27 protein-coding genes are annotated in these 23,099 nt (G+C 38.3%); 19 read left to right on the plus strand and 8 right to left on the minus strand.

The annotated features are described in order from the left end of the window. Positions 1 to 93 precede the first annotated feature (93 nt). Both VK91_RS16735 and VK91_RS16740 read left to right on the plus strand, forming a co-directional pair. On the plus strand, positions 94 to 621 hold the full coding sequence (locus tag VK91_RS16735; RefSeq protein WP_048394410.1) for an HAD-IIIA family hydrolase: 528 nt from the start codon (positions 94 to 96) through the stop codon (positions 619 to 621). Between the two features lie 51 nt (positions 622 to 672). Then, positions 673 to 867 carry a hypothetical protein gene (locus VK91_RS16740; protein WP_175400780.1) on the plus strand — a complete coding sequence of 65 codons (195 nt, stop codon included), beginning with the start codon at positions 673 to 675 and terminating at the stop codon, positions 865 to 867. 83 nt (positions 868 to 950) lie between these two features. Here the strand turns inward: VK91_RS16740 and VK91_RS16745 are convergent, their stop codons facing one another. Continuing rightward, positions 951 to 1,217, minus strand: a complete 267-nt coding sequence (locus tag VK91_RS16745) for a DUF3055 domain-containing protein (RefSeq protein WP_009371988.1) — start codon at positions 1,215 to 1,217, stop codon at positions 951 to 953. Positions 1,218 to 1,305: 88 nt separating this feature from the next. On the opposite strand from VK91_RS16745, the gene VK91_RS16750 reads away from it, so the two are divergent. Both VK91_RS16750 and VK91_RS16755 read left to right on the plus strand, forming a co-directional pair. Further along, complete coding sequence (locus VK91_RS16750; RefSeq protein WP_048394413.1) at positions 1,306 to 1,758, plus strand: DUF86 domain-containing protein; 453 nt, start codon at positions 1,306 to 1,308, stop codon at positions 1,756 to 1,758. After that, positions 1,755 to 2,507: a TIGR01457 family HAD-type hydrolase gene (locus tag VK91_RS16755; RefSeq protein WP_048394415.1), complete on the plus strand. Its 753-nt coding sequence runs from the start codon at positions 1,755 to 1,757 to the stop codon at positions 2,505 to 2,507. The genes VK91_RS16750 and VK91_RS16755 overlap by 4 nt, the downstream gene beginning before the upstream one ends. Positions 2,508 to 2,586: 79 nt before the next feature. Here the strand turns inward: VK91_RS16755 and VK91_RS16760 are convergent, their stop codons facing one another. Further along, positions 2,587 to 2,823 carry a YuzB family protein gene (locus VK91_RS16760; protein WP_004228286.1) on the minus strand — a complete coding sequence of 79 codons (237 nt, stop codon included), beginning with the start codon at positions 2,821 to 2,823 and terminating at the stop codon, positions 2,587 to 2,589. A 269-nt stretch (positions 2,824 to 3,092) separates the two neighbouring features. Here VK91_RS16760 and VK91_RS16765 point away from each other — a divergent pair, with 269 nt between their 5' ends. Beyond that, positions 3,093 to 4,157 (plus strand): NAD(P)/FAD-dependent oxidoreductase, encoded by a 1,065-nt coding sequence (locus tag VK91_RS16765; protein ID WP_004228288.1) that lies wholly within the window; start codon positions 3,093 to 3,095, stop codon positions 4,155 to 4,157. 54 nt (positions 4,158 to 4,211) lie between these two features. Here VK91_RS16765 and VK91_RS16770 read toward each other — a convergent pair whose 3' ends face one another. Next, the gene (locus tag VK91_RS16770) at positions 4,212 to 4,547 is read right to left on the minus strand and encodes a YuzD family protein (protein ID WP_048394418.1); all 336 of its coding nucleotides are present in this window, start codon (positions 4,545 to 4,547) and stop codon (positions 4,212 to 4,214) included. A gap of 83 nt (positions 4,548 to 4,630) precedes the next feature. Here VK91_RS16770 and VK91_RS16775 point away from each other — a divergent pair, with 83 nt between their 5' ends. Beyond that, positions 4,631 to 4,867 (plus strand): NifU family protein, encoded by a 237-nt coding sequence (locus tag VK91_RS16775; protein ID WP_004228295.1) that lies wholly within the window; start codon positions 4,631 to 4,633, stop codon positions 4,865 to 4,867. Between the two features lie 50 nt (positions 4,868 to 4,917). Here the strand turns inward: VK91_RS16775 and VK91_RS16780 are convergent, their stop codons facing one another. Further along, positions 4,918 to 5,610, minus strand: coding sequence for a DUF2225 domain-containing protein (locus tag VK91_RS16780; protein WP_048394419.1), 693 nt, complete (start codon positions 5,608 to 5,610; stop codon positions 4,918 to 4,920). Between the two features lie 186 nt (positions 5,611 to 5,796). Here VK91_RS16780 and VK91_RS16785 point away from each other — a divergent pair, with 186 nt between their 5' ends. The 6 genes from VK91_RS16785 (at position 5,797) to VK91_RS16810 (ending at position 12,003) form a co-directional block, all read left to right on the plus strand. Next, the gene (locus tag VK91_RS16785; protein WP_048394421.1) at positions 5,797 to 6,171 is read left to right on the plus strand and encodes an iron-sulfur cluster assembly accessory protein; all 375 of its coding nucleotides are present in this window, start codon (positions 5,797 to 5,799) and stop codon (positions 6,169 to 6,171) included. Positions 6,172 to 6,492: 321 nt separating this feature from the next. Beyond that, on the plus strand, positions 6,493 to 6,990 hold the full coding sequence (locus tag VK91_RS16790) for an NUDIX domain-containing protein (protein ID WP_048394423.1): 498 nt from the start codon (positions 6,493 to 6,495) through the stop codon (positions 6,988 to 6,990). A gap of 25 nt (positions 6,991 to 7,015) precedes the next feature. Continuing rightward, positions 7,016 to 8,767: a sensor histidine kinase gene (locus VK91_RS16795; RefSeq protein ID WP_048394424.1), complete on the plus strand. Its 1,752-nt coding sequence runs from the start codon at positions 7,016 to 7,018 to the stop codon at positions 8,765 to 8,767. 6 nt (positions 8,768 to 8,773) lie between these two features. Then, positions 8,774 to 9,517: a LytTR family DNA-binding domain-containing protein gene (locus VK91_RS16800; protein WP_048394425.1), complete on the plus strand. Its 744-nt coding sequence runs from the start codon at positions 8,774 to 8,776 to the stop codon at positions 9,515 to 9,517. A 117-nt stretch (positions 9,518 to 9,634) separates the two neighbouring features. Further along, positions 9,635 to 11,428, plus strand: coding sequence for a carbon starvation protein A (locus tag VK91_RS16805; RefSeq protein WP_048394427.1), 1,794 nt, complete (start codon positions 9,635 to 9,637; stop codon positions 11,426 to 11,428). A gap of 245 nt (positions 11,429 to 11,673) precedes the next feature. Then, positions 11,674 to 12,003, plus strand: coding sequence for a YuiB family protein (locus VK91_RS16810; RefSeq protein WP_004228336.1), 330 nt, complete (start codon positions 11,674 to 11,676; stop codon positions 12,001 to 12,003). Positions 12,004 to 12,092: 89 nt separating this feature from the next. On the opposite strand, the gene VK91_RS16815 is transcribed toward VK91_RS16810, so the two are convergent. Beyond that, complete coding sequence (locus tag VK91_RS16815) at positions 12,093 to 12,575, minus strand: divergent PAP2 family protein (protein WP_048394429.1); 483 nt, start codon at positions 12,573 to 12,575, stop codon at positions 12,093 to 12,095. A gap of 123 nt (positions 12,576 to 12,698) precedes the next feature. Between VK91_RS16815 and VK91_RS16820 the strand changes: the two genes are divergently transcribed. The 7 genes from VK91_RS16820 to cysI all read left to right on the plus strand — a co-directional run bounded on the left by VK91_RS16820 (position 12,699) and on the right by cysI (position 20,250). Continuing rightward, a complete protein-coding gene (locus VK91_RS16820) occupies positions 12,699 to 14,207 on the plus strand; it encodes a leucyl aminopeptidase (protein WP_048394430.1) in 1,509 nt (502 codons plus the stop codon). 135 nt (positions 14,208 to 14,342) lie between these two features. Next, complete coding sequence (locus tag VK91_RS16825; protein WP_016991509.1) at positions 14,343 to 14,546, plus strand: hypothetical protein; 204 nt, start codon at positions 14,343 to 14,345, stop codon at positions 14,544 to 14,546. Between the two features lie 352 nt (positions 14,547 to 14,898). Beyond that, entirely contained in the window at positions 14,899 to 15,672 is a 774-nt protein-coding gene (cobA, locus tag VK91_RS16830; protein ID WP_048394432.1) for a uroporphyrinogen-III C-methyltransferase, read from the plus strand. Between the two features lie 12 nt (positions 15,673 to 15,684). After that, the gene (locus VK91_RS16835; RefSeq protein WP_048394434.1) at positions 15,685 to 16,425 is read left to right on the plus strand and encodes a sirohydrochlorin chelatase; all 741 of its coding nucleotides are present in this window, start codon (positions 15,685 to 15,687) and stop codon (positions 16,423 to 16,425) included. Further along, a complete protein-coding gene (locus VK91_RS22570) occupies positions 16,425 to 16,574 on the plus strand; it encodes a YezD family protein (protein WP_004228347.1) in 150 nt (49 codons plus the stop codon). Before VK91_RS16835 ends, VK91_RS22570 begins: the two co-directional genes overlap by 1 nt. 43 nt (positions 16,575 to 16,617) lie before the next feature. After that, positions 16,618 to 18,411, plus strand: coding sequence for an assimilatory sulfite reductase (NADPH) flavoprotein subunit (locus VK91_RS16840; protein ID WP_048394436.1), 1,794 nt, complete (start codon positions 16,618 to 16,620; stop codon positions 18,409 to 18,411). A gap of 123 nt (positions 18,412 to 18,534) precedes the next feature. After that, positions 18,535 to 20,250: an assimilatory sulfite reductase (NADPH) hemoprotein subunit gene (gene cysI, locus VK91_RS16845; protein WP_048394438.1), complete on the plus strand. Its 1,716-nt coding sequence runs from the start codon at positions 18,535 to 18,537 to the stop codon at positions 20,248 to 20,250. Between the two features lie 43 nt (positions 20,251 to 20,293). Here cysI and VK91_RS16850 read toward each other — a convergent pair whose 3' ends face one another. Genes VK91_RS16850 through cysT form a run of 3 tightly spaced genes read right to left on the minus strand, consistent with a single transcriptional unit; the run spans position 20,294 to position 23,099 of the window. Then, positions 20,294 to 21,364: a sulfate/molybdate ABC transporter ATP-binding protein gene (locus VK91_RS16850; RefSeq protein ID WP_048394440.1), complete on the minus strand. Its 1,071-nt coding sequence runs from the start codon at positions 21,362 to 21,364 to the stop codon at positions 20,294 to 20,296. 15 nt (positions 21,365 to 21,379) lie between these two features. Further along, positions 21,380 to 22,255 carry a sulfate ABC transporter permease subunit CysW gene (gene cysW / locus VK91_RS16855; RefSeq protein ID WP_048394442.1) on the minus strand — a complete coding sequence of 292 codons (876 nt, stop codon included), beginning with the start codon at positions 22,253 to 22,255 and terminating at the stop codon, positions 21,380 to 21,382. Positions 22,256 to 22,265: 10 nt separating this feature from the next. After that, positions 22,266 to 23,099: a sulfate ABC transporter permease subunit CysT gene (cysT, locus tag VK91_RS16860; RefSeq protein ID WP_048394444.1), complete on the minus strand. Its 834-nt coding sequence runs from the start codon at positions 23,097 to 23,099 to the stop codon at positions 22,266 to 22,268.

Here is a 23,099-nt window from a genome sequence, read left to right on the forward strand (position 1 = left end):
TGATAGGCATCAGGTTTTTTTTTCATGATTATTAGCTTTTGTGTAATTGGGGAAAACTAAAGCACAAAACAGCTTATCGAAGGTGTGTTGCAAATGAAAAGAGCCGTATTTTTAGATCGTGATGGTGTTATCAATGAAGTACTGACCAATCGTGTGAAGTTTGTGAATAAGCCTAAGGATTTGTACTTTTTACCGCAAGTGCCTGAGGCAATCAGAAAGCTAAATAAGCATTTTGATTATGTGTTTGTCGTGACAAATCAAGGTGGGGTTGGTTTAGGCTTTATGAAGGAAAGTGGCTTACAGAAAATACATGAACATATGGTGAAGGAGCTAAAGAAAAAAGGGGCAGTGATCCATGAAGTCGTTTATTGTCCGCACAAACCTAAGTCAGGTTGTGCCTGCCGCAAGCCCAATAGCAAATTAATTGTGGATTTAGGAAAGAAATATAACATTGATTTATCAAAATCCTATATGGTAGGCGATACAGATACGGATATTATGGCAGGAAAACGGGCAGGAACAAAGGGTGTTTTCCTAGGGGAACAAGATCCCTTAGCAGATGCTGTCTTTCCAGATTTAATAAGCGCTGCCCAGTGGATTATTAAGGATGTCACAGCTTAAACGTATTGAGAAAAAGGGCGTATAAATCATTAAAAAAGGGATAATTTATGAATGGAGGTGATGATGTTGGCAAAAGAAAAACGCAATAAAAAGCCATTAGATCGAGAGGAATATGGGTATGGTTTTGATATTAGTGTAGACGATTTAGCTGTGATTGGTCAAAATCAGCAAGCGAAAAAGCAAAATGATAATGAAAATAAAGACAAGCCCCATAATAAAGATAATCCATCCACTTTAAATAAATAACAATACGTAAAAAGATTTCGCAATCGCCCATGGCTAGCGAAATTTTTTTATGTTATATAAAAAAACACCCAATAAAATGGGTGTTAGTTCAATAATTCACGCAAGTATTCCCGTAATTCGATTGTTTCTTCCTCTGTGCGATTGTACACATGTTCTAAGTACCCAGGCTCTTCTACATCATCAGGACCAATAATAGCAAAGCGACCGAACTGGATATCCATGACAAGCACTTTTCCAAAGAAGCGGCCAGATTGTAATATTGCTAAATCATAACGTAGCTTTTGTCCAGCAAAACTAACAAATCTTGTTTTCGTATCTTCTACATCATCATATAAAAAAAAACGTTCCATCTTTTAATCTCCTTCCAATCCTATAGTTATGGTACTATAGAAGAGAAAAGACTATCAACTTTTAAAGATTTGAATGGGGGCTTTCCTTGTGTATTTTGTAGATCGTAATAAAATCACAAAAAATTTACAGTACTTAGATGGGCTATTAACTATTTTGGAGACAGAGGATAACTGGCTTCAGAATGATATAAAGAAATTAGCTATCGAGCGAATTGGACACAACATTATGGAGTCAATGATGGATGTAGGAAATTTAATGATTGACGGTTTCATTATGCGCGATCCAGGAAGCTACGAGGATATTATTGATATTTTAGTCGATGAAAAAGTTGTAGCTGCTGATTTGGAAGCACCATACAAAGCAGTTGTTGGCTTACGTAAAATGCTAGTGCGTGAGTTTATAGAGGTAGATATCCAAGAGGTTATCCATGTACTAACAGCCAATCTAATGGCTTTAAAGCAGTTCTCGCCAGCAGTTCATAATTATTTAACAAATGAATTAGGACCTGTTTCAGCATTTTTGCCAGAGGATCATCAATGAAACAATATAAGGCCTATTGCTTTGATTTAGATGGTACTGTCTACCGTGGGAAGGAAGGTATTCCTTCTGCGGTAGCTTTTATTCATCGTTTACAGCAAGCAGGAATTGAGCCATTCTATGTAACGAATAATTCTTCGAAGACGCGAGAACAACTGCAAGAAGCTTTACTGTCTATTGGCGTGAACGCGCCATTAGAGCATATTTATTCAAGTGCATTGGTCACAGCAAAGTATGTGGCCCTACATTTTCCAAGCAAAAAAGTAGCGATGATGGGTACAGATGGTATTCGTCAGGCACTACTCAATGAAAATATTGTGCCTGTTGAGGATGAGCCCGATGTATTTGTTATGGGGATTGATCGTACGCTTGATTATATGGCACTTGCTAGGGCCACGGTTTTTGTTCAGCAAGGAGCGACCTTTATTGCCACGAATCAAGATATTAAATTCCCAACAGAATACGGGTTCTTACCAGGCAATGGTTCTTTTGCACGCTTGGTAGGAGAAGTTGCAGATGTTGAACCAATCTATATTGGTAAGCCATCGCCAGCCATGCTGGAAGTAATTGCGACCGAACATGGAATTGCGAAAGAAGACATGGTAATGATCGGTGATAATTATGATACGGACATTATGTGTGGCATTCGATTTGGCTGTGACACCATTCATGTGAATACTGGGGTGACGCCTACAAAGACTGTCCTCGAAAAAGAATGCCAACCTACATATGTAGTGGACGTACTAAAGTAATAAAAGGATGTTTATGCTAATTTTCAGCATAACATCCTTTTTATTTGTTCAAATTTATTCATATAGGTATTTTAGAAAACTACCATAAAGGATTTTCTTCAATAAATTGATAAATGGCTTTCGTTAATTCATCAGGAGAATCTGCTTCTACTAATTCACCGTTTACTATTGCATAAAAGGATTCTGAGCACTTTGTACAATAACTGAGGCAGCCATATTCCAAAACGTCGATGTTTGGATCGCGTTCGAGTACTTCATAAGTTGCTTGAGAGCCATTTGCTAAATTACTTATACAAAATTCAACCATTGGATTCATCCATGTCACCTCACCAAAGTAATGCTACTCGGTTTTACGATTTTCGTCAATTATTTATGTTTAAGAGAAAAGAAACGTTTTTTAATAAAAGATAAAGGGAATTTGTTATTAATGGCTTAAAAATCAATAGAAATGAACAGGTTCTCGTTTATTTTGTGAAATCTTTCACAAAATTTCATTCTGATATTGTGAAACTTCTCACAATCGGTTATACTCGTTTGTGGATACTTTGTGAACAATTATTAAAAGAGATATAAAAGGAGACTATTATGGGAAAATTAGTACTTTTAGGTGGCGGCTACGGCAATATGCGTGTCATGCTTCGTCTATTAAACAGCCTACCATTAGACAGAGAGGTAGTTATAGTAGATAGAGCCCCTTTCCATAGTTTAAAAACAGAGTTTTATGCATTGGCGGCAGGGACAGCAACAGATAAAGAAATTCGTGTAAGCTTCCCAGAGCATGAACGTTTAACAGCCGTATATGGAGAAGTCGTTGAAATTAATCGTGCGGAAAAAGTAGTCATTCTTGAAGACGGACAACGTATAGAATATGATGATTTAGTCATTGGGCTTGGCTGTGAAGATAAATATCATGGTGTACCAGGTGCGGAAGAGTATACGTACAGCATTCAAACAATGGGTAAATCACGTGCAACATTCCAAGCACTTTGTGGGTTACCAGCTGGGTCTACAGTTGGAATTATAGGGGCTGGCCTAAGTGGAATTGAGCTTGCAAGTGAGCTACGTGAAAGTCGCTCAGATTTAAAAATCAAGCTATTTGACCGTGGTCAACGTATATTGAAAGATTTTCCAGAAAAACTAAGTAAGTATGTAAAGGATTGGTTTGTTAAGCATAATGTTGATGTGGTTGCCAATTCAAATATTACAAGAGTAGAGCCAGGTAAAATTTTTAATCATGATGATGAAATTTTACTCGATGCAGTGGTTTGGACTGCAGGTGTCCAGCCAGTCAAAATTGTGCGTGATATGGATGTTGAGAAAGATAAACATGACCGTCCACTTGTCACACAGTATTTTAATTTACTCGATGATGAACATGTCTATGTTGTAGGAGATTGTGCTTCATCAGATTTAGCCCCAACAGCACAATTAGCAGAGGAACAAGCGGAGCAAATTGTGAAAGTACTTCGTATGCGTTGGAAAGGTGAACATTTACCAGAGAAGATGCCAGATATTAAATTAAAAGGCTTTATGGGAGCTCTTGGTAAAAAACAAGGCTTTGTATACTTAGCTGATACAACAGTAACTGGGCGTATCGCTCGCTTAATGAAATCAGGATTATTATGGTATTACAAACGTCAAAATGATTAATTAGCTGAAAGGGATTGTTTCAAAAATCATTTTGAAATAATCCCTTTATTTTTATTAAACCATTTCGTCTGGGACAAACCCTAAATTTTCAAGGGCCGTAAATACAGGCTTTAGTTGGACATAGCCCTCTCCAACTACCTCATTGTTAATGAGGACAAGGGGGTAGAAAAATTCATCGTCTTGAATACGTGACGCATACTCTTGGTCGCGTTCATTCTCAATTGGACCTTCAATATCGATATAGCGAATATCATATGCTTGATCTGGATATTTGCGATTGATGGCTGCTTGTAGCCACTCATATGTATCCTTGGAAGATGGGGCATTGACACAACTAGCACAGATGACAGCTGTTCCATAAATTTCAATCATAGGTTTTGTTGATGGCATAGTATTTTCTCTCCTTGTGATTCAATATTGGATTTTTTCTGTTGCTAACATTATAATCATTATAAGGAAAGGAGTCGAGATAAATGGCAGAAGCAACAATTAACGACCAAGTTCAAGAGGTATTAGATAAATTACGTCCATTCTTACTACGTGACGGTGGAGACTGTGAATTAGTAGATGTTGAGGATGGCGTTGTGAAATTACGTTTATTAGGTGCTTGTGGCAGTTGCCCAAGTTCTACGATTACATTAAAAGCTGGTATTGAACGAGCATTATTAGAAGAAGTACCAGGTATCGTCGAAGTAGAGCAAGTATTCTAAGCCTTTTTAAAAAGTTCTAGCTGTTTGCAAGCTAGAACTTTTTTATTTACCTATTTATGACGCGCATGTTCTTTTTCTTCACGAATAATGGCCCACTGTTCTTTCGCCATATCTATAATTTTTGCCTCACCACCGACACTTTGTTTTTCAATGACTCTAGAAAAGAAGCGTGTCGCATTTTCAATATCTCCAATACGTCTAGATAATTCAGCAATCATATACATAATTCGGACAGCTGACATTTGTGTAGAGCTGTAGTCCTCGGTAGAATAAGATTCCATATAATAATCACGTGCTAATTTCATAAAGCGCTCTTCTTGTCCACTATTGTTTAAGGAACGATAAAGCCATGCAAGACGTAGAGTTAGTCCAGCAATCGCTACATTTTTTTCTTTTTTAATCGTGCCACAAAGAAACGCTAACTTATAGGCTTGAATCGCTTGAAATACGGTACGTTCACCCTTGAAATCATGATGCACCCATTTTTCTGTAATTTGTGTACGTATATCATCTTGGATACCCGGTGCAAAATATTTTGTAAAGTCTTCTGTAAAGGAAAAGCCACAATGTTCACATACAAAAACATTATAATAGAGAGCATTCACTTCATCTGCATAAATAGGTTGAAAATCTGTTTCCGTATGATCTACTTTAATAAATTTTGAACGCACTTTTAATGTTGGAAATTCTTTTTTGCAATTTAAACATTGAATTTTTTTCTCATAATATGGTGAAATCTCCATATATATTACCCCCTGCCAAGAATTCATTGTAACTATTATACCAATGATGTTTTTATTAACATGAATAAAAAATACTATTAATGTGAAAAATATGAGAATTATAACTTATAATCGACTTGAAGCTGAATGTTTGTCATACAATGGTCAAAATTGTTATGATAATACGTAAGAAGGAAGGTGATTGGGATGACAAGTACAAAGCAAATTATAGAAGTGACACAGGCTGCTGGCTTTCATATTAATGAAATGATGGAGCATAATGAAGAACAAGGTTCTTTTTTACGTGTAGTGGTGAATGGTGGCGGCTGTAGCGGGCTATCCTATGGCATGCATTTTGATAAAGAGAAAAAAGATGATGATTTTGAAGATGTTCAGCATGGTTTAACAATTCTTGTTTCCCGTGAAGATGCGCCGATTTTGATGGGAACAAAAATTGACTATAAACAATCGCTAATGGGCGGTGGCTTCACAATCGATAATCCAAATGCCATTGCATCATGTGGCTGCGGTACGTCTTTCAGAACAGCAAAGCGTGAAGGTACACCTGAGGTTTGTGAGTAAAAGTAAATAAATCCATTCGAATAATGGGCTAACAATAATAGGCTTCTTTGATTGATGATGTTGCAAAACATGATGAATGAAAGGAGCTTTTTTCTTTCTTTTTATTTTCCCGTTTGTAAGTAACTATGTTAAAAATCATCTGACACTTCCAACAAATTTTTATGACCTTATTTAGTGAAATTCAAGGCAATGTATAATAGCTTCTTTCATTGAGGTTGAATGAAAGAAGCATTTTCACTGTGGATTAACTGTAAAATTCAGAATAAATGCTTCATTCCATAGAAAGTGAGCAGGTATAATAGGTAGATAGAGGTGAAGGTTATGAGAAAAGATCGAGGGAAAATATGGTTGGGTGTATCAGGAGTTACGGTGAATGAGCTTGGACAATGGTTAGTTGTGAAAAAGGCTTATAGCGGATTGAAAGGACGTTGGTCATTGCCAGCAGGTTTTGTTAATGCAGGAGAAACGGTAGATGAGGCGGTCATTCGTGAAATCAAAGAAGAAACAGGCATCGATTGTAGAGTCTCAGGCTTAATTGGATTTAGAACAGGTGTCATCCGTGATGACATCAGTGATAATATGGCCATTTTTTATTGTCGAATGCTAGATGAGCAGCAGCAGGTTTCCATTCAAGAAAAAGAAATTTTAGAAGCTAAATGGTTGTATCCACAGGAACTAGCACAAGATGAAACAACCTCTGTGATGTTAAAGGAAATGGCTTCCAATCAATTTGAAAGACATCAATTAGAGACGATAGAAGGGATTAATCCAGGGGATATTTTTGGTTATACCTCTTATCGTTTATTCTTTAAAAAATAATATGACTTTTAGGAGGTGACCTTTGATGGAGCTGTTTTTATTTATGTTAGAGCGAGTTGGGCTGATCATTGTGTTTGCCTTTTTAATGTCAAGATGGCGACTCTTTCGAGAAAAGCTGTTTCAGGAGCAAGGAACGAAAGAGAAAATATGGCTCATTATTATCTTTAGTAGCCTATGTATTATCAGCAGTTATACAGGGATTAAAATTGAAAGTGGGACAATCCATCCTTTAAATCAGATGATACATAGTACGATCAATGCGGAGGAGGCCATTGCTAATACGAGATTAATTGGTGTCGCCATTGCAGGAATTTTTGGTGGACCACTTGTTGGTGTATGTGTAGGAATTATTGCAGGTATTCACCGAATTACACTTGGTGGTTTTACAGCAATAGCCTGCGGTGTTTCAACAATTCTAGCTGGCTTTATTACAGGTGGTTTAAGTAAACGCTTTAAAATACGTCAAACTTTTTCCTATAAGAAAGCAGTCATTATCGGCATCTGTGCAGAAACGATTCAAATGCTGGTGATTTTAGTAGTCGCCAAGCCATTTGAGCAGGCCTTGCAGTTAGTTTCATTAATTGCAATGCCGATGATTTTAATGAATGCCTTTGGGATATTTTTATTTTTCATGATTATTAAAACGTTTATTGATGAAGAGGAGCGAACAAAGGCATTACAAACCCATCAAGCTTTTTCAATTGCCCAACAAACAATTGAGCATTTTCGTAAGGGCTTGAATGAAGAATCATGCCAAACGGTTGCAGAAATTATTAAAAGAGAAATAAAAGTAGATGCGGTCGCTATTACCGATAAAAATGGGGTGTTAGCACATGTTGGCGTTGGTGAGGATCATCATTTAATTCATCGAGAAATCATGACAGCTTTGACAAAACGAGTATTAGAGGAAGGCAAAATTTTAATGGCTACATCTCAAAAGGAAATTCAATGTCCACACGCTAGCTGCCCATTAAGTGCTGCCATTGTCTTGCCCTTGAAGGTACAGCATCGAACAGTGGGAAGCTTAAAGCTTTATTTCACTAAAGCGGATTCTTTGACAGGGGTGAAGAAGGAGCTAGCAGAGGGTTTGAGTAGACTATTTTCCTCTCAGCTTGAATATGCTGAAATTGAGCAACAGCGAAAATTATTAAAGGATGCTGAAATCAAGGCATTACAAGCACAAGTTCATCCACATTTCTTCTTTAATAGTCTGAATACTATTTCAAGCTTGATTCGGACAGATGCAGATGAGGCAAGAGCATTATTAATCAAGCTTAGTACATTTTTTAGAAGCAATTTGCAGGGCGCACGGCAAATGCTCATTCCATTGAAAAATGAAATAGATCATGTTGAAGCTTATTTATCTATTGAGCAAACACGGTTTCCAAATCGTTACGAAGTTGAATTTATCATGGATGAAACACTCTTTGATGTGCAAATTCCTCCATTTACCTTACAGCCTCTTGTCGAGAATGCTATTTATCATGCCTTTAAAAATCGTAATGAAGGCAAAATCTATGTCAAAGTACAACGTGTGAATGATAAGCTGGTCCTGTTAACGGAAGATAACGGCTGTGGTATGAGGAAGGAGCAGGTAAAACAACTTGGCAAGCGTATAATGCAATCCGAACAGGGGACAGGAACCGCTCTTTGGAATATTTATCAGAGGATCCATGAAATTTATGGTTCTGAAGCGGATTTTCATATAACAAGTACGTTAGGTGTGGGCACAAAAATTATGATTCAACTGCCGTTAAAGGCGACTAGATGGGAGTAGAAAAATTTGAATGTATATATTGTGGATGATGAACCCTTAGCACGCGCGGAACTGCGATATTTATTAGAGCAAACAGCATTAGTGAATGTTTGTGGTGAATCTGAAAATCTTGAGGAGTTGTGCAAAGCGTCACAGCTTGAAGAAGTCGATTGTATATTTCTAGATATTGAATTAGGCATGAACAATGGACTTGACTTAGCTAAACAATTATTACTGAATGCACAGAGACCTGAAATTATTTTTGCTACAGCCTACGATGACTATGCTTTGCAGGCATTTGAAGTCAATGCATTTGATTATATATTGAAACCCTTTGAGGCAGAAAGGGTACAAACAGCTGTGGAAAAACTGTTAGCTAAAAAAAGAGCTGCGCAAGCAAAAACAATGGAGGAGTTAAAGGCATCTCAGTTGGACAAGCTCGATAAGTTAACAGTTTATGCAAACGATCGAATTTTATTATTGAAAATACAGGATATTTTGTATTGTACCTCTGAGGATAGTAAAACGGTTGTTGTGACAGAGCAGGGGCGTTTTTTTGCTTCTGAATCATTGGCCGCGTTAGAAAAAAGACTTACCTTAAAAGGCTTTGTACGTGTCCATCGCGCGTATATTGTCAATTTAGAGCATATTGTGGAATTAGAGCCTTGGAGTAGTTCTAAATTTAATTTAATTGTGCATAACAGACATTCCATTCCAGTAAGTAGGCTATATATGAAGGATGTACGGAAAATTTTTGACCTATCGAAGTAGTTGCATTTCAACGGACAACTACTACCTTTCAACTTTAATTTCTGACATTTCAGTTATTTTACGAATAATATGGACATTCCTTTGCTATGATGTGGAAAAAGTAAAAGGGGTGTTTGCATGAATGCGATTACAATAGTGATAGGGTCTATTTGTATTTTGATGATCAGCTATCGTTTGTATGGCATTTTCTTTACAAAGAAGGTACTTAAAATAAAAGATGATACGCCCACCCCAGCCCACGCTTTGGAAGATGGTAAAGACTATGTTCCGACGAATAAGTGGGTAACCTTTGGGCATCATTTTGCAGCGATTGCAGCAGCAGGACCTTTAGTTGGACCAATCCTAGCTGCACAATTTGGGTATTTGCCTGGACTTCTATGGCTATTAATCGGAGCAGTAATTGGTGGGGCAGTTCATGATGCTGTTGTTTTATTTGCTTCCATGCGTCATGGTGGTAAATCCCTATCGGAAGTGATGAAGGAGGAGCTAGGCCCTATCGCAGGTTTCTGTACAGGCCTTGCGATGCTATTCATTATTACGATTACAATGGCAGGTCTCTCGATGGTGGTGTTAGGTGCTTTAGAGCGCAATCCATGGGGAACATTTGCTGTAGGTATTACGATACCAATCGCCATGCTTGTGGGTATTGCCTATCGTAAAACAGGCAATTTAATTGTTACATCTACTATAGGCTTTATTTTATTAATGATTGGGGTATTTATCGGACCGCTTATTCAAGGCACAGCATTCGGTGATTTTTTAACATTTAATCGGGATACATTAGCTATCATCTTACCAATCTATGCCTTTTTTGCCGCTGCATTACCTGTGTGGCTTTTATTAGCACCTCGTGATTATTTAAGTAGTTTCATGAAGATTGGGGTATTTATTGCACTAATTATTGGCGTTTTCTTTGTTAATCCTGCTATTCAATTCCCACCATTGACAGAGTTTATTCATGGTGGTGGACCAGTAATTGCCGGTCCTGTGTGGCCGTTTGTTTCTATTACAATTGCCTGTGGTGCCATTTCTGGCTTCCATGCTTTTGTAGGCTCAGGAACAACACCTAAGATGATTGATCGTTGGGAGGACATCCGTATTGTAGGCTTTGGTGCTATGTTAGTAGAGTCACTAGTAGGTGTGATGGCTTTAATCGCAGCTACTGCTCTTCATCCAGCCGACTATTTTGCGATTAACTCAGCACCAGCTGTATTTGCTACATTAGGAATGGAGCCCGTTCATCTACAAGCATTGTCTCAAAGTATCGGCATGGACTTGGAAGGACGAACAGGAGGTGCTGTAACGCTAGCAGTTGGTATGACAGATATCTTTACAGGTATTCCTTGGTTCGCAGAGTTATCTTCGTACTTCTATCAATTTGTCATTATGTTTGAAGCGGTTTTCATTCTTACAGCCATTGATGCTGGAACAAGGGTAGCTCGTTATTTAATACAAGATTTTGGTGGCAATGTTTATAAACCACTGAAGCGTACCAATTGGGTACCAGGTACAATTTTTGCTAGTGCACTTGCCTGCTTTATGTGGGGCTATTTATTGTATTCAGGGGATATAAGCTCAATCTGGGTATTATTTGGTGTATCCAATCAGCTAATGGCAGCCATTGGTCTAGTATGTGGCGTGACGATGGTATTGAAGGTCGCAGATAAACGCATCTATGCATTGACATGCTTTATCCCATTGGCTTATTTATACATTACGGTCAACGTTGCAGGCTATTGGATGATTAAAAATGTATACTGGAATCCAGCCGCTGCAGGCTTTAATATGTTAAATGGGATTTTATCTGTTATCATGCTAATGCTTGGCTTCTTAATTGTGCTGACAGCATTTAAAAAATGGGCACAGCTTTGGAAATCACCAAAGTTTTTAGTAGCTCAATCAACTTCATAAAATCATAGAAACTATTGAAGATAAGCATTTGTCTTCAATAGTTTTTTGGTGAAAAAAGCATCTACGACGAAGGAGAAGCAAATACCCGCGGAAGAAGCATATACCCCTAAATTCAAAGATCAACCATAGATGATCGATTGATGATTTTCCTAAATATGACGAACAAGCGAAAACAAGGATATGTTCATTGAAAGCGGTGTCGTAATCATGTAAACTAATGAGAGGAAAACGGAGGTTATACATACATGGATGGTCCAGTTTCATTAGTGCAGTTAATCATTTCTATTTTGTTATTTTTCGTCATGTTCTTTGGTATCGGATTCTTGTTAAATATGCTGTTACGGATGACATGGTTAATGGCAATTGTGTATCCAATTGTTGTCATCTTTATTGTAGATGAAGTAAGCTTCTTAGATTATATTTTTAAGCCAGGCTCTGCATTCCCAGCATTAATTGATAAATTACAGGCACTTCAGTTTGTGGATATTGCTATTTTATCAGGTGGCTTTGCGGGTTCTATTGTGGCTGGTATCGTGATGATTTATTTACGTAAAAGTGGCTATCGAATGTTCTAACGTGCTTAGTATTCTTTCTTCAATTGAAGAAAGAATACTTTTTTTATACAAAAAAACACAGCCTCCTCTAGAGGATGTGTTGATGTCTGTTAGATGAAAAACTCGTAGGCTATGATGGCGATAAAAATACCCGTTAGAGCCCCAAAAAATACTTCACTTCGTTTATGGCCTAATAATGTTTTTAATTCCTCCATTTTTTCTTGTCCGTCCATCTGTGGCCATTTTTTTAAATCATGAAGCAATGTTTGGAAATCCTTACGCAGTTGATTTAAAATGGCTGCATGCTGACCTGCTTGGTAACGAACACCACTAGCATCATACATCACGATAATGGAAAACATTGCGGCTACCGCAAAAATGGGGGATTCCAAACCCGTCTCATAGGCAATTGAGGTTGCCAATCCAGTGACAGAAGCAGAGTGAGAACTAGGCATTCCACCTGTTGAGGTAAAAAGTCCCCATTTTACTTGTCTGGTCATTAAAAAATGAATGGGGATTTTAACAAACTGTGCAAAGAGAACCGCAAAGAGGGCAATTAGTAATGGGGTATTGTGGAGTAAACTCAATTTCATCACAACCTTCGCAAATAATTGCTTTTATTATAACATTCATTATTTTCTAAAAGAAGATATAGGCAAATATTACGCGCTTTTCAGAAACTTCGTTATAATAGTATATGGAATGGAGGAATTTACATGCATATTGTAAAAGAAGCAAAAACATTTGAAACGATTTCTACTGAACTATTAGTGGTAGGAGTCACAAAACATCGTGAACAAATGCAGGACTGGGCAAGCTTTTCATCTTTTTACGGTGAAGCCCTTGATACATGGATTAGTGCAGGAGACGTCTCAACTGAATTAAAGAAACTAACGAAATTACCATTTGTGAAAGACCATGCCAACCTGAAACGCATTGTATTTGTAGGTTTAGATGAGCGTAAAAACCTCACGGAAGGTGATATTCGCACAGCATTTGGTTTAGTGGGAAAAGAATTAAGATCTTTAAAAGTAAAAGAGTATTCCATCTGGCTTGAATCATTTACAACAGAGTCAATTTCAACAGCAGATGTAGCATTTTTAGCCGGTGAAGGAATTGGCCTTGGCTATTATGCTGTCCCACATTATAAAACAACTTCAAACGAAGTAGATAAACGTATTGATGCTGTTCACCTTGTGACTACAGCAGAGGATTTAGATGAAGTGGTAGCAAGCTTTGAGGTAGGTGTGATTTATGCAGATGCTGTCAATGAAGCTCGTAGCTTAATTAATTTACCTCCAAACCTACTAACAGCTACGGATTTAGCTAACTATGCACAATCTCTTGCTGTGGAATACGATTTTGAAGTAGAGATATTAGATAAAGCACAATTAGAGGAACTAGGTATGGGTGGTATATTATGTGTTAACCAAGGCTCTTATGAAGAACCACGATTAATTACCTTAAAATATAAAGCGACTGAAGATTTTGAAGATCCAATTGGCCTTGTTGGTAAGGGTGTAACGTATGATACAGGCGGCTATTCTTTAAAACCAAAGGACTCTATGGTTGGTATGAAAGGTGATATGGGCGGTGCCGCTGCTGTACTTGGTGCGATGAAAATTATCGGTGAATTACGTCCAAATAAAAATGTTGTAGCCGTTATCGGTTCTACAGATAATATGGTGTCTGATACAGCGTTTAAACCAGATGATGTGATTACGACGTACAGCGGAAAAACGGTAGAAGTATTAAATACGGATGCTGAAGGGCGTTTAGTTCTGGCAGATGCAACTACATATGCTAAACAGCAAGGGGCTACATCACTGATTGATGTTGCTACTTTAACTGGAGGCGTTATTACTGCACTAGGTATGGATAAAACAGGTGCTCTTGCAAATGATGATGCATTTTTTGAAGCATTTATGGAAGCTGCAAAAGAGACCGACGAATTTGTTTGGCGTATGCCTTTAACAGAAAATGATAAAAAACGAATTCGAAAATCAGATGTAGCTGATTTAAATAATTCACCTGGTCGTGATGGTCATATGATTTTCGGCGGCGGTTTTGTGGGCGAATTTGTTGGTGATACACCATGGATTCACCTGGATATAGCAGGCACATCTGATGCAGTAGCTGTACATGATTTAGGACCAAAGGGTGGTACTGGTGTTATGGTCCGTACACTCGCGAATTTTGTCCAACGTTTAGGGGAAGAAAAATAATAAAGCATGTCAATCAGCGGGAGTTTATTCTCGCTGATTTTTTGTGATTTATGCACTAATCCCGATAGAATAGGCATTCTACATATGATAGATGTATCTTCCTTCATACGATAGAGTAAAAAGGGGAGGTAGCATATGCGCAATTTCGGAGGTTATCCAGGCGGAGGATTTGGAGGCTTTATTTGGCCATTTGGCGCACCGTTTTTTGGTGGTTTTTTAGGCAGTTTCCTTGGCTCTCAATTTAATCAATATCCTTACAATCCATATTATCCAAACTATCGACCATATCCACCAGGTCCATATTTTCGACCAGGTCCGCGATATCGTAGACCATGGTAAGCACATAATTAGATCAGCCAGTTGTCGATCTTGATATCGACAACTGGTTTTTATTGTGCCTAACGAAGTATCAAATTTAGTGTTGACAGAATATACTAAATTATTTATTATTCTTATTATATTACTAAGAATTAAATATGTGGCTGACTAGCAAACTAGAGGCTTTTATTATTCATAGGCATTTTTGTGTCTAAGGATAATATTAGCCTTTTTTCTTTATCTTAATTTAGTAAAGGTTTTTGTACCGAAAGCAAAGTGTCAGGTTTAGAAAATCGAGGACCCTTATTAGTAAGTTTAATCAATCTGAAATGCCATGACAACGAGGCGTAATTGACAGAAGGAGTGAGATGAAATGGGGAAAGTTTATATTGTTGGTGCAGGTCCTGGAGATGTTGACCTCCTTACGATTAAAGGATTACGTTGCATTGAATGTGCAGATGTCATTTTATATGACAGACTCATTAATAAAGAGCTATTAGCCTATGCCAAGAAAGACGCTAAATTAATCTTTTGCGGGAAATTGCCTCAGCAACATGCCATGATTCAGGAGCAAATCAACCAAACGCTTGTTGATTATGCCCAAGAAGGATATGTTGTCACAAGATTAAAAGGAGGAGACCCATTTGTTTTTGGTAGAGGGGCAGAGGAGGCAGATGTGTTAGCGAAGCATCAAATTCCCTTTGAAATTGTGCCTGGTATTACGTCAGGTATAGCAGCTCCAGCATATGCAGGTATTCCTGTCACACATCGTAACTTAGGTTCAAGTTTTGCTATGGTTACTGGGCATATGCAGGATGGAAAAGAAGATGCTATCCGTTGGGAAAGTCTTGCAAAAGGAATTGATACGATTGCCATTTATATGGGTGTTGGTAATCTTCCGTATATCCGTCAACAATTACTCAAATATGGCCGTGATGAAAAAACGCCTGTGGCTGTTATTCACTGGGGAACAGTTTCTACCAAGCAAAGAACTGTTACGGGGACTTTAGCTACAATTGAGGAAATTGTGCGTACAGAAAATATTCATAACCCTAGCATCATATTAGTAGGGAAGGTTGTGACCTTAAGAGAAACCATTCATTGGTTTGAGCAAAACCCCGCACAGCCAATCCAAATAACGGGATAAGGTTGTGGGATTATGCAGGCTATTTTATATATTGCACATGGCAGTCGTGTCAAGGAAGGTGTAGAGCAGGCCGTAAACTTTCTTCAAGGCGTACAACAAGAAGTGACAGTACCTATTCAGGAAATATGCTTTCTAGAGCTGGCAACACCAACCATTGCAGAAGGCATTGCTAGCTGTATTCGGAAAGGGGCAACAGCGATTGCCGTAATGCCTATTCTCCTACTAGCTGCTCAACACGCAAAGCATGATATTCCGAAAGAAATGGCAAAAGCTCAAAAACTATACCCATATGTAAAGTTTACATATGGTGAGCCTCTTGGCATTCATGAACGATTAATTGACACATTACAAGCTAGGATAATAGAAAAACAGCAACCTAACAGCAATGCAAGTGTTTTACTCATAGGACGTGGGAGTAGTGATCCAGCCGTCAAGAGGGATTTAGCCAAAATTGCCAAAAGGCTACGTACTAAATATCACTATAAAGCCGTTGATACATGCTTCTTATACGGAATGGGACCAACCTTTGAAGACTGGTTACTGCAAGTTAAAGGGAAGCAACAGCAAATTTTTATTGTCCCTTATTTATTATTTACAGGCATTTTAAGACAAAGTATTGCCAAGCGATTACAAGGCTTTGACAGTCAAAACATTATGTTATGTGAAAGCTTAGGCTATGACGACAATGTGAAAAAAGTATTAGTGGAACGTATTGATGAATTACTACATTTTAAAGAGGAAGGTGTTTCGTAATGGTAGATAAAAGAACTGAAAATGTAAATCTAGCATTAGATAATGTCCGCCAAATGTTAAATACTGTGAACCACGGATCAATTACATTGATTGTTCAAAATTCCTATGTGGTTCAGATTGAGAAAAAGGAAAAAATAAGGCTTCGATAAATTAAAAAATATGAAATGAAGATGATTCGTGAGGTGGCAAAGATTGAAATTACAAGTAATAAACAGTCCATTTAATGAAGAGCAGGTGAAGTTATTAAACGAGCTTCTCCCTAAATTAACAATTGAACAAAAATTTTGGCTAAACGGTTACCTAAGTGCTCCCCAAGCAACTCTTGAAGCAATTGTTGAACAGGCACCACCAGCAGCCCAGCCGATTACCAAAACAATAACAATTTTATATGGTTCCCAAACAGGCAATAGTCAAGGATTAGCTGAAAAGTATGCAGCAGCTTTAAAAGAGCAGCAGGTGGATGTAACTGTCTCATCATTAGGGAAATTTAAAGCTAGTAATTTAAAAAAGATCACCAATCTATTACTTATTGTGAGTACACATGGAGAGGGAGATCCACCAGATCAAGCGATACAATTCTATGAATTTTTGCATAGCAAGCGGGCGCCTAAATTAGAACACCTACAATATTCGGTTCTTGCTTTAGGGGATAGCTCCTATGAATTTTTTTGTAAGACAGGTAAGGACTTCGATGAGCGATTTGCGCAATTAGGTGCAACAAGAATTGTTCCTCGTATAGATTGCGATGTAGATTATGATGACGCAGCTGCACAGTGGTTCTCCGCGGTTCAACAGGAATTTCTTCAGCATACAACTTCAGCAACGTCTACTTCAGCACACACCGAAGGGGCGCAAGTACTTGAAGAATCTACATATTCAAGAAAAAATCCATTTTACGCTGAAGTACTTGAAAATATAAATCTAAATGGTCGTGGCTCCAATAAAGAGACGCGTCATCTTGAATTATCGATTGAGGGAGCTAATTTTCATTTTGAACCTGGCGATAGCATTGGCATTCTGCCAGAGAATGATGAACAATTAGTCAATGCATTGCTGACAGCACTTCAATTTGATTCGGAGACAGAAGTGACTGTTTTTGATGAAACAATAACAATAAAAGAAGCACTACAGAAAAAATTAGAAATTACGGTGTTATCTAAACCGTTACTCGAAAAAATTGCTGCTTATACAGAGCATAAAGAATTTTCTAAGCTATTTGAAGAATCAAAAGCCTGGAAGGACTATGCAAAAGGAAGAGACTTGCTCGACCTAGTAGAGAAATTTACACCATTTACTTGGAGTGCACAGCAATTTGTAGAGTTACTGCGTAAAATTCCGGCTCGACTTTATTCTATTGCTAGTAGCCAAAAGGCCAATAGCGAAGAGGTTCATTTAACGATTGGCAAGGTAAGCTATGAAACAGCAGGTAGACAACGCCTTGGTGTTTGCTCTGGAAGTGTGGCAGAACGAATACAAATAGGTGATACATTACCAATCTATGTTCATAAAAATACGAATTTCAGATTGCCAGAGAATAATGAAACGCCAATTATTATGATTGGTGCAGGCACAGGTGTTGCACCATATCGAGCTTTTCTAGAGGAGCGAGAAGAGTTAGGGATTGAGGGGAAAGCATGGCTCATCTTTGGTGATCAGCATTTTGTTACGGATTTCCTCTATCAAACGGATTGGCAACGTTGGCTAGCTGCTGGCACATTAAGTCACATGCATGTAGCCTTTTCACGTGATACAGACCAAAAAATCTATGTTCAACATAAATTGCAAGAAAATGCCGCAAGTTTTTATGAGTGGCTGGAGCAGGGGGCTGTCATTTATGTATGTGGTGACGAAAAATCAATGGCATCTGATGTGGATGCAACCATTCATCAAATTATTGAGCAGCAAGGACAGAAAACACCAGAGGAAGCAAAAGCCTATGTGAATGAATTAAAACAGCAAAAACGCTACCAACGTGACGTTTATTAATGGAGTTCAACACAAATTTCTCGAAAACCTTCCCTTATTAATGAGTTGATCTCTTTGTTAGCAAGTAAACCCTCAGGTATGCCCAATACGCTGAGGTGTAATGGATTAAAGGAGCGATAAAGAATGACTGAAAAAATAGTGTTACCTCCACAGCCCGGGAAACCAAGTGATGTAGAGCGTATTAAAACCGAAAGTAATTACCTACGTGGAACACTCGAACGTACCATGAATAATCCATTAAGCTCTGGTATCCCAGAGGACGATAATCGCCTTATGAAATTTCATGGCAGTTACTTACAGGACGATCGAGATCTTCGGAATGAACGTCAGAAACAAAAGCTGGAACCGGCCTATCAATTTATGGTACGTGTACGAACACCAGGTGGAGCAGCTACCCCAGCGCAATGGCTTGTGATGGATGAAATGGCTAGAAAGTATGGCAATGGCTCTTTAAAATTAACAACACGCCAAGCATTTCAAGTACATGGCATTTTAAAATGGAATGTTAAAAAATATATGCAGGAAATCAATGAGGTGTTATTGGATTCTCTTGCTGCATGTGGAGATGTGAACCGTAATGTAATGTGTAATGTCAATCCAAACCAGTCTGCATTACATGAAGAGGTTTATAATTGGTCTGCAAAACTAAGTGAGCATTTACTGCCGAGAACACGTGCTTATCATGAATTATGGTTAGATGGAGAAAAGGTAGTAGATAGTCAGGATGTAGAAATTGAACCGATTTATGGAGCTCAATATTTGCCGCGTAAATTTAAAATTGGTATTGCGATTCCACCAAGTAATGATGTAGATGTTTTTTCACAAGATATCGGACTGATTGCCATCGTTGAAGACAATCAGCTTGTTGGTTTTAACGTAGCGGTTGGTGGAGGCATGGGCATGACACATGGTGATCATGAAACCTATCCACAGCTTGCTCGTGAAATTGGCTTTATAACGCCAGATAAATTACTAGAAACAGCAGAAAAAATAATAACGATACAGCGTGATTATGGGAATCGCTCTGTCCGTAAAAATGCACGATTTAAATACACGATTGATGCGAGAGGACTTGAATGGTTCCAAGAAGAATTAACGCGTCGTCTAGGCTGGGAAATTCAGCAGGCTCGTCCTTATACTTTTGAGCGTACAGGTGATGAATTTGGCTGGATTAAAGGTGCAGATGGTCATTGGCATTATACGTTATTTATTCAAAATGGCCGTATAAAAGACTTTGAGAATTATCAGTTGTTAACTGGCTTACGTGAAATAGCTAAGGTGCACACGGGTGATTTTCGTTTAACACCGAACCAAAACCTAATGATTAGCAATGTAACACCCCAGAAAAAGAAACAAATAAATACGCTTATTGAACAATACAAGCTAACAGACGGTGCGCATTATTCTGCCTTACGCCGCAATTCCATTGCCTGTGTCTCATTACCGACATGTGGCTTAGCCATGGCAGAAGCAGAACGCTATTTACCTTCTCTTATAACAAAAATTGATGCCATTATTGATGAGGCTGGCTTAAATGAAACAGAAATTGTTATTCGCATGTCTGGTTGTCCAAATGGCTGTTCACGTGCAGCAATGGGTGAAATCGGCTTTATTGGCAAAGGGCCAGGTAAATACAATATGTACCTTGGTGCAAGTTTTACAGGCAATCGCTTAAATAAAATCTATCGTGAAAATATTGGTGAGGAGGAAATTTTAGCAGAGCTACGACCAATTCTTCTGCATTTTTCAAAGGAACGTTTAGAGGGCGAACATTTTGGAGACTTTGTCATTCGTGCTGGGTATGTCACAGCTGTCTATGATGGAAGAGAATTTCATTAAAAATAAAAACCATGTAGCAAAGAAAAATTTGCTACATGGTTTTTTATATAGAATAATCTTCAGGAATAAATACCTTTAATTGTTTCGGCTTTACAAATACCTGATCGCCCACCTTCAGTTGAAGAAGATGAAATTGTTCTTTTGATAACTCCGCTTCTAAAAATTCATCAAGATCCTCACGGCGTAGTTCAATTTGAACGATAGGTCCCAGCAAATGAATGTGGCTGATTTTAACAGGAACTGTACCTGAAATACTTGTTTTCTCAATCTGAATATCATGTGGACGTACATAGCCTATCGCATTGTCCTCTGAATGTGTTAGGGCCTCAGGTACATCAAGTGCAACTTCACCCTGCATGAGCTTACCATTATGTAAGCGACCTTTAAATAGATTAACATTGCCCAAGAAGTCATAGACAAATGGACTTTTGGGATTTGTATAGACCTCATCTGGACTACCAATTTGCTCGATTTTGCCATTATTCATGACCACAATGCGATCTGCAACATCGAGAGCTTCCTCTTGGTCATGTGTCACAAAAATACTTGTAATATGAAATTCATCATGTAACTTTCGAAGCCAGCGACGTAACTCCTTGCGTACTTTTGCATCGAGAGCTCCAAATGGTTCATCTAGTAACAGTACCTTTGGCTCTACAGCAAGCGCTCTTGCCAGTGCGACACGTTGTCGTTGCCCACCTGAGAGCTGTGTTGGATAGCGATCTGAGAAATTTTCAAGCTTCACAAGTTGCAATAATTCCATCACTTTATCTTTGATTTGTTGTTTTGAAGGTCTGCTTTTTCGAGGACGTACCTTCAGGCCATAAGCTACATTGTCAAAGACCGTCATATGGCGAAAAAGCGCATAATGTTGAAAGACAAAGCCCACATTGCGTTCCTTTGGATGACGATCTGTGATGGATTGACCATCAAATAAAATGTTGCCAACATCCGTTGTTTCAAGCCCAGCAATCACACGTAATAATGAGGTTTTTCCTGATCCAGAAGGGCCAAGCAGAGCTACTAGCTCCCCAGACTGAATATGAACAGATATATCCTCTAGTGCCTGAAAGGACCCATATTTTTTGGATACGTTTTGAATTTGTATACTCATTGAGACCATCTCCTTTTAACTAGATTTTGATTTCCAAGCAATAATGTCTTTCACAATTAATGTAAAGATGGCCATTACGCTCATTAAGGAAGCAACTGCAAAGGCTGCTGCAAATTGATATTCATTATAGAGAATTTCAATATGAAGGGGCATCGTATTTGTCATGCCACGGATATGACCAGATACCACAGACACAGCCCCGAATTCTCCGATGGCTCGTGCATTACATAAAATCAAACCATAGAATAGTCCCCATTTAATATTGGGTAAAGTGACATACCAAAAGGTTTTAAAGCCACTTGCCCCCAATGAAATGGACGCTTCTTCCTCAGATATACCTTGGGTTTGCATCAGCGGTATTAATTCACGTGCAACAAAGGGCAATGTGACGAAAATTGTGGCAAGGACAATGCCAGGTAGTGCAAAAACAATTTTAATATCATGTGCAAACAACCATTCACCAAATAGTCCCTGTGAGCCAAACAATAAAATAAACACTAAACCTGCGATAACAGGTGAAACTGCAAAAGGTAAATCTACCATAGTAAGCAATAGATTTTTCCCCTTAAAATTAAACTTTGTAAGTGCCCAGGCAGCCATTACGCCAAAGATCGCATTGAGGGGTACAGTAATGGCTACGACGATTAATGTAAGCTTAATAGCAGCTAATGCATCTGGATGTGTAATCGCAGCAAAGTAAACATCGGATCCTTTTTGAAAGGCTGTAATAAAAATAGATACTAAAGGTAGTACGATAAAGAAAGCTAAAAAAGCTAAGGCAATAAATATTAACGTATAGCGAATAATACGAGGCTCCTGTAAGGCAGCAGTCTGTGTAGCTGCTTTCCTTTTTCCTGTACTAGCCTGCTGAATAAAAGTTGATTGTTCCATATAGTACCTCCTAATGTACAAACCGACGATTGGCTAGCCATTGTATCAAGTTAATGGTGAACAACAAAATAAAGGATGTCACAAGCATGACAACAGCTATGGCAGTTGCCCCCGCATAATCATATTGCTCAAGCTTTGTCATAATAATTAACGGCGTAATTTCCGTTTTCATCGGCATATTTCCTGCAATAAAAACAACCGAGCCATATTCACCTAAAGCGCGCGCAAAGGCCAAGGAAAAGCCAGTTAAAATTGCTGGTACTAGCTCTGGTAAGATGACTTTACGGAAGGTTTGTAAACGATTGGCTCCAAGGCTTGCCGAAGCTTCCTCCACCTCAGCACTGATATTTTGTAAAACGGGCTGGACCGTTCGTACAACAAAGGGTAGCCCGATAAAGGTTAAAGCAATAATGATGCCAAGAGGTGTAAAGGCAATTTTAAAATCAAAAAATTGACCAATCCAACCATTTGGCGCATAAAGAGATGTTAAAGCAATTCCAGCGACAGCAGTAGGCAATGCAAAAGGTAAGTCTACAAGCCCATCAATGATTCGTTTAAAGGGAAATTGATAGCGAACGAGAACCCATGCAATAGTCGTACCGAAAAAAACATTTAGTAAGCCTGCAATCAGTGCAGTGCTGAAGCTCACTTTGTAGGAAGCAACAGCACGGGGATCTGTAATGATATCTATAAATGCTGACCAGCTTAAGGACATGGTATGAATGAAAATCATGGAAAGTGGTAGTAACACTAGTAAACTTACGTAAAGCATTGTATAACCAAGAGATAAATGAAAGCCTGGAATAATTCGACGCGATTTTTTAGGAATGATTAAACTGCTCAT

It is taken from the genome of Lysinibacillus sp. LK3 (assembly GCF_001043675.1).
Taxonomy (GTDB): domain Bacteria; phylum Bacillota; class Bacilli; order Bacillales_A; family Planococcaceae; genus Lysinibacillus; species Lysinibacillus capsici.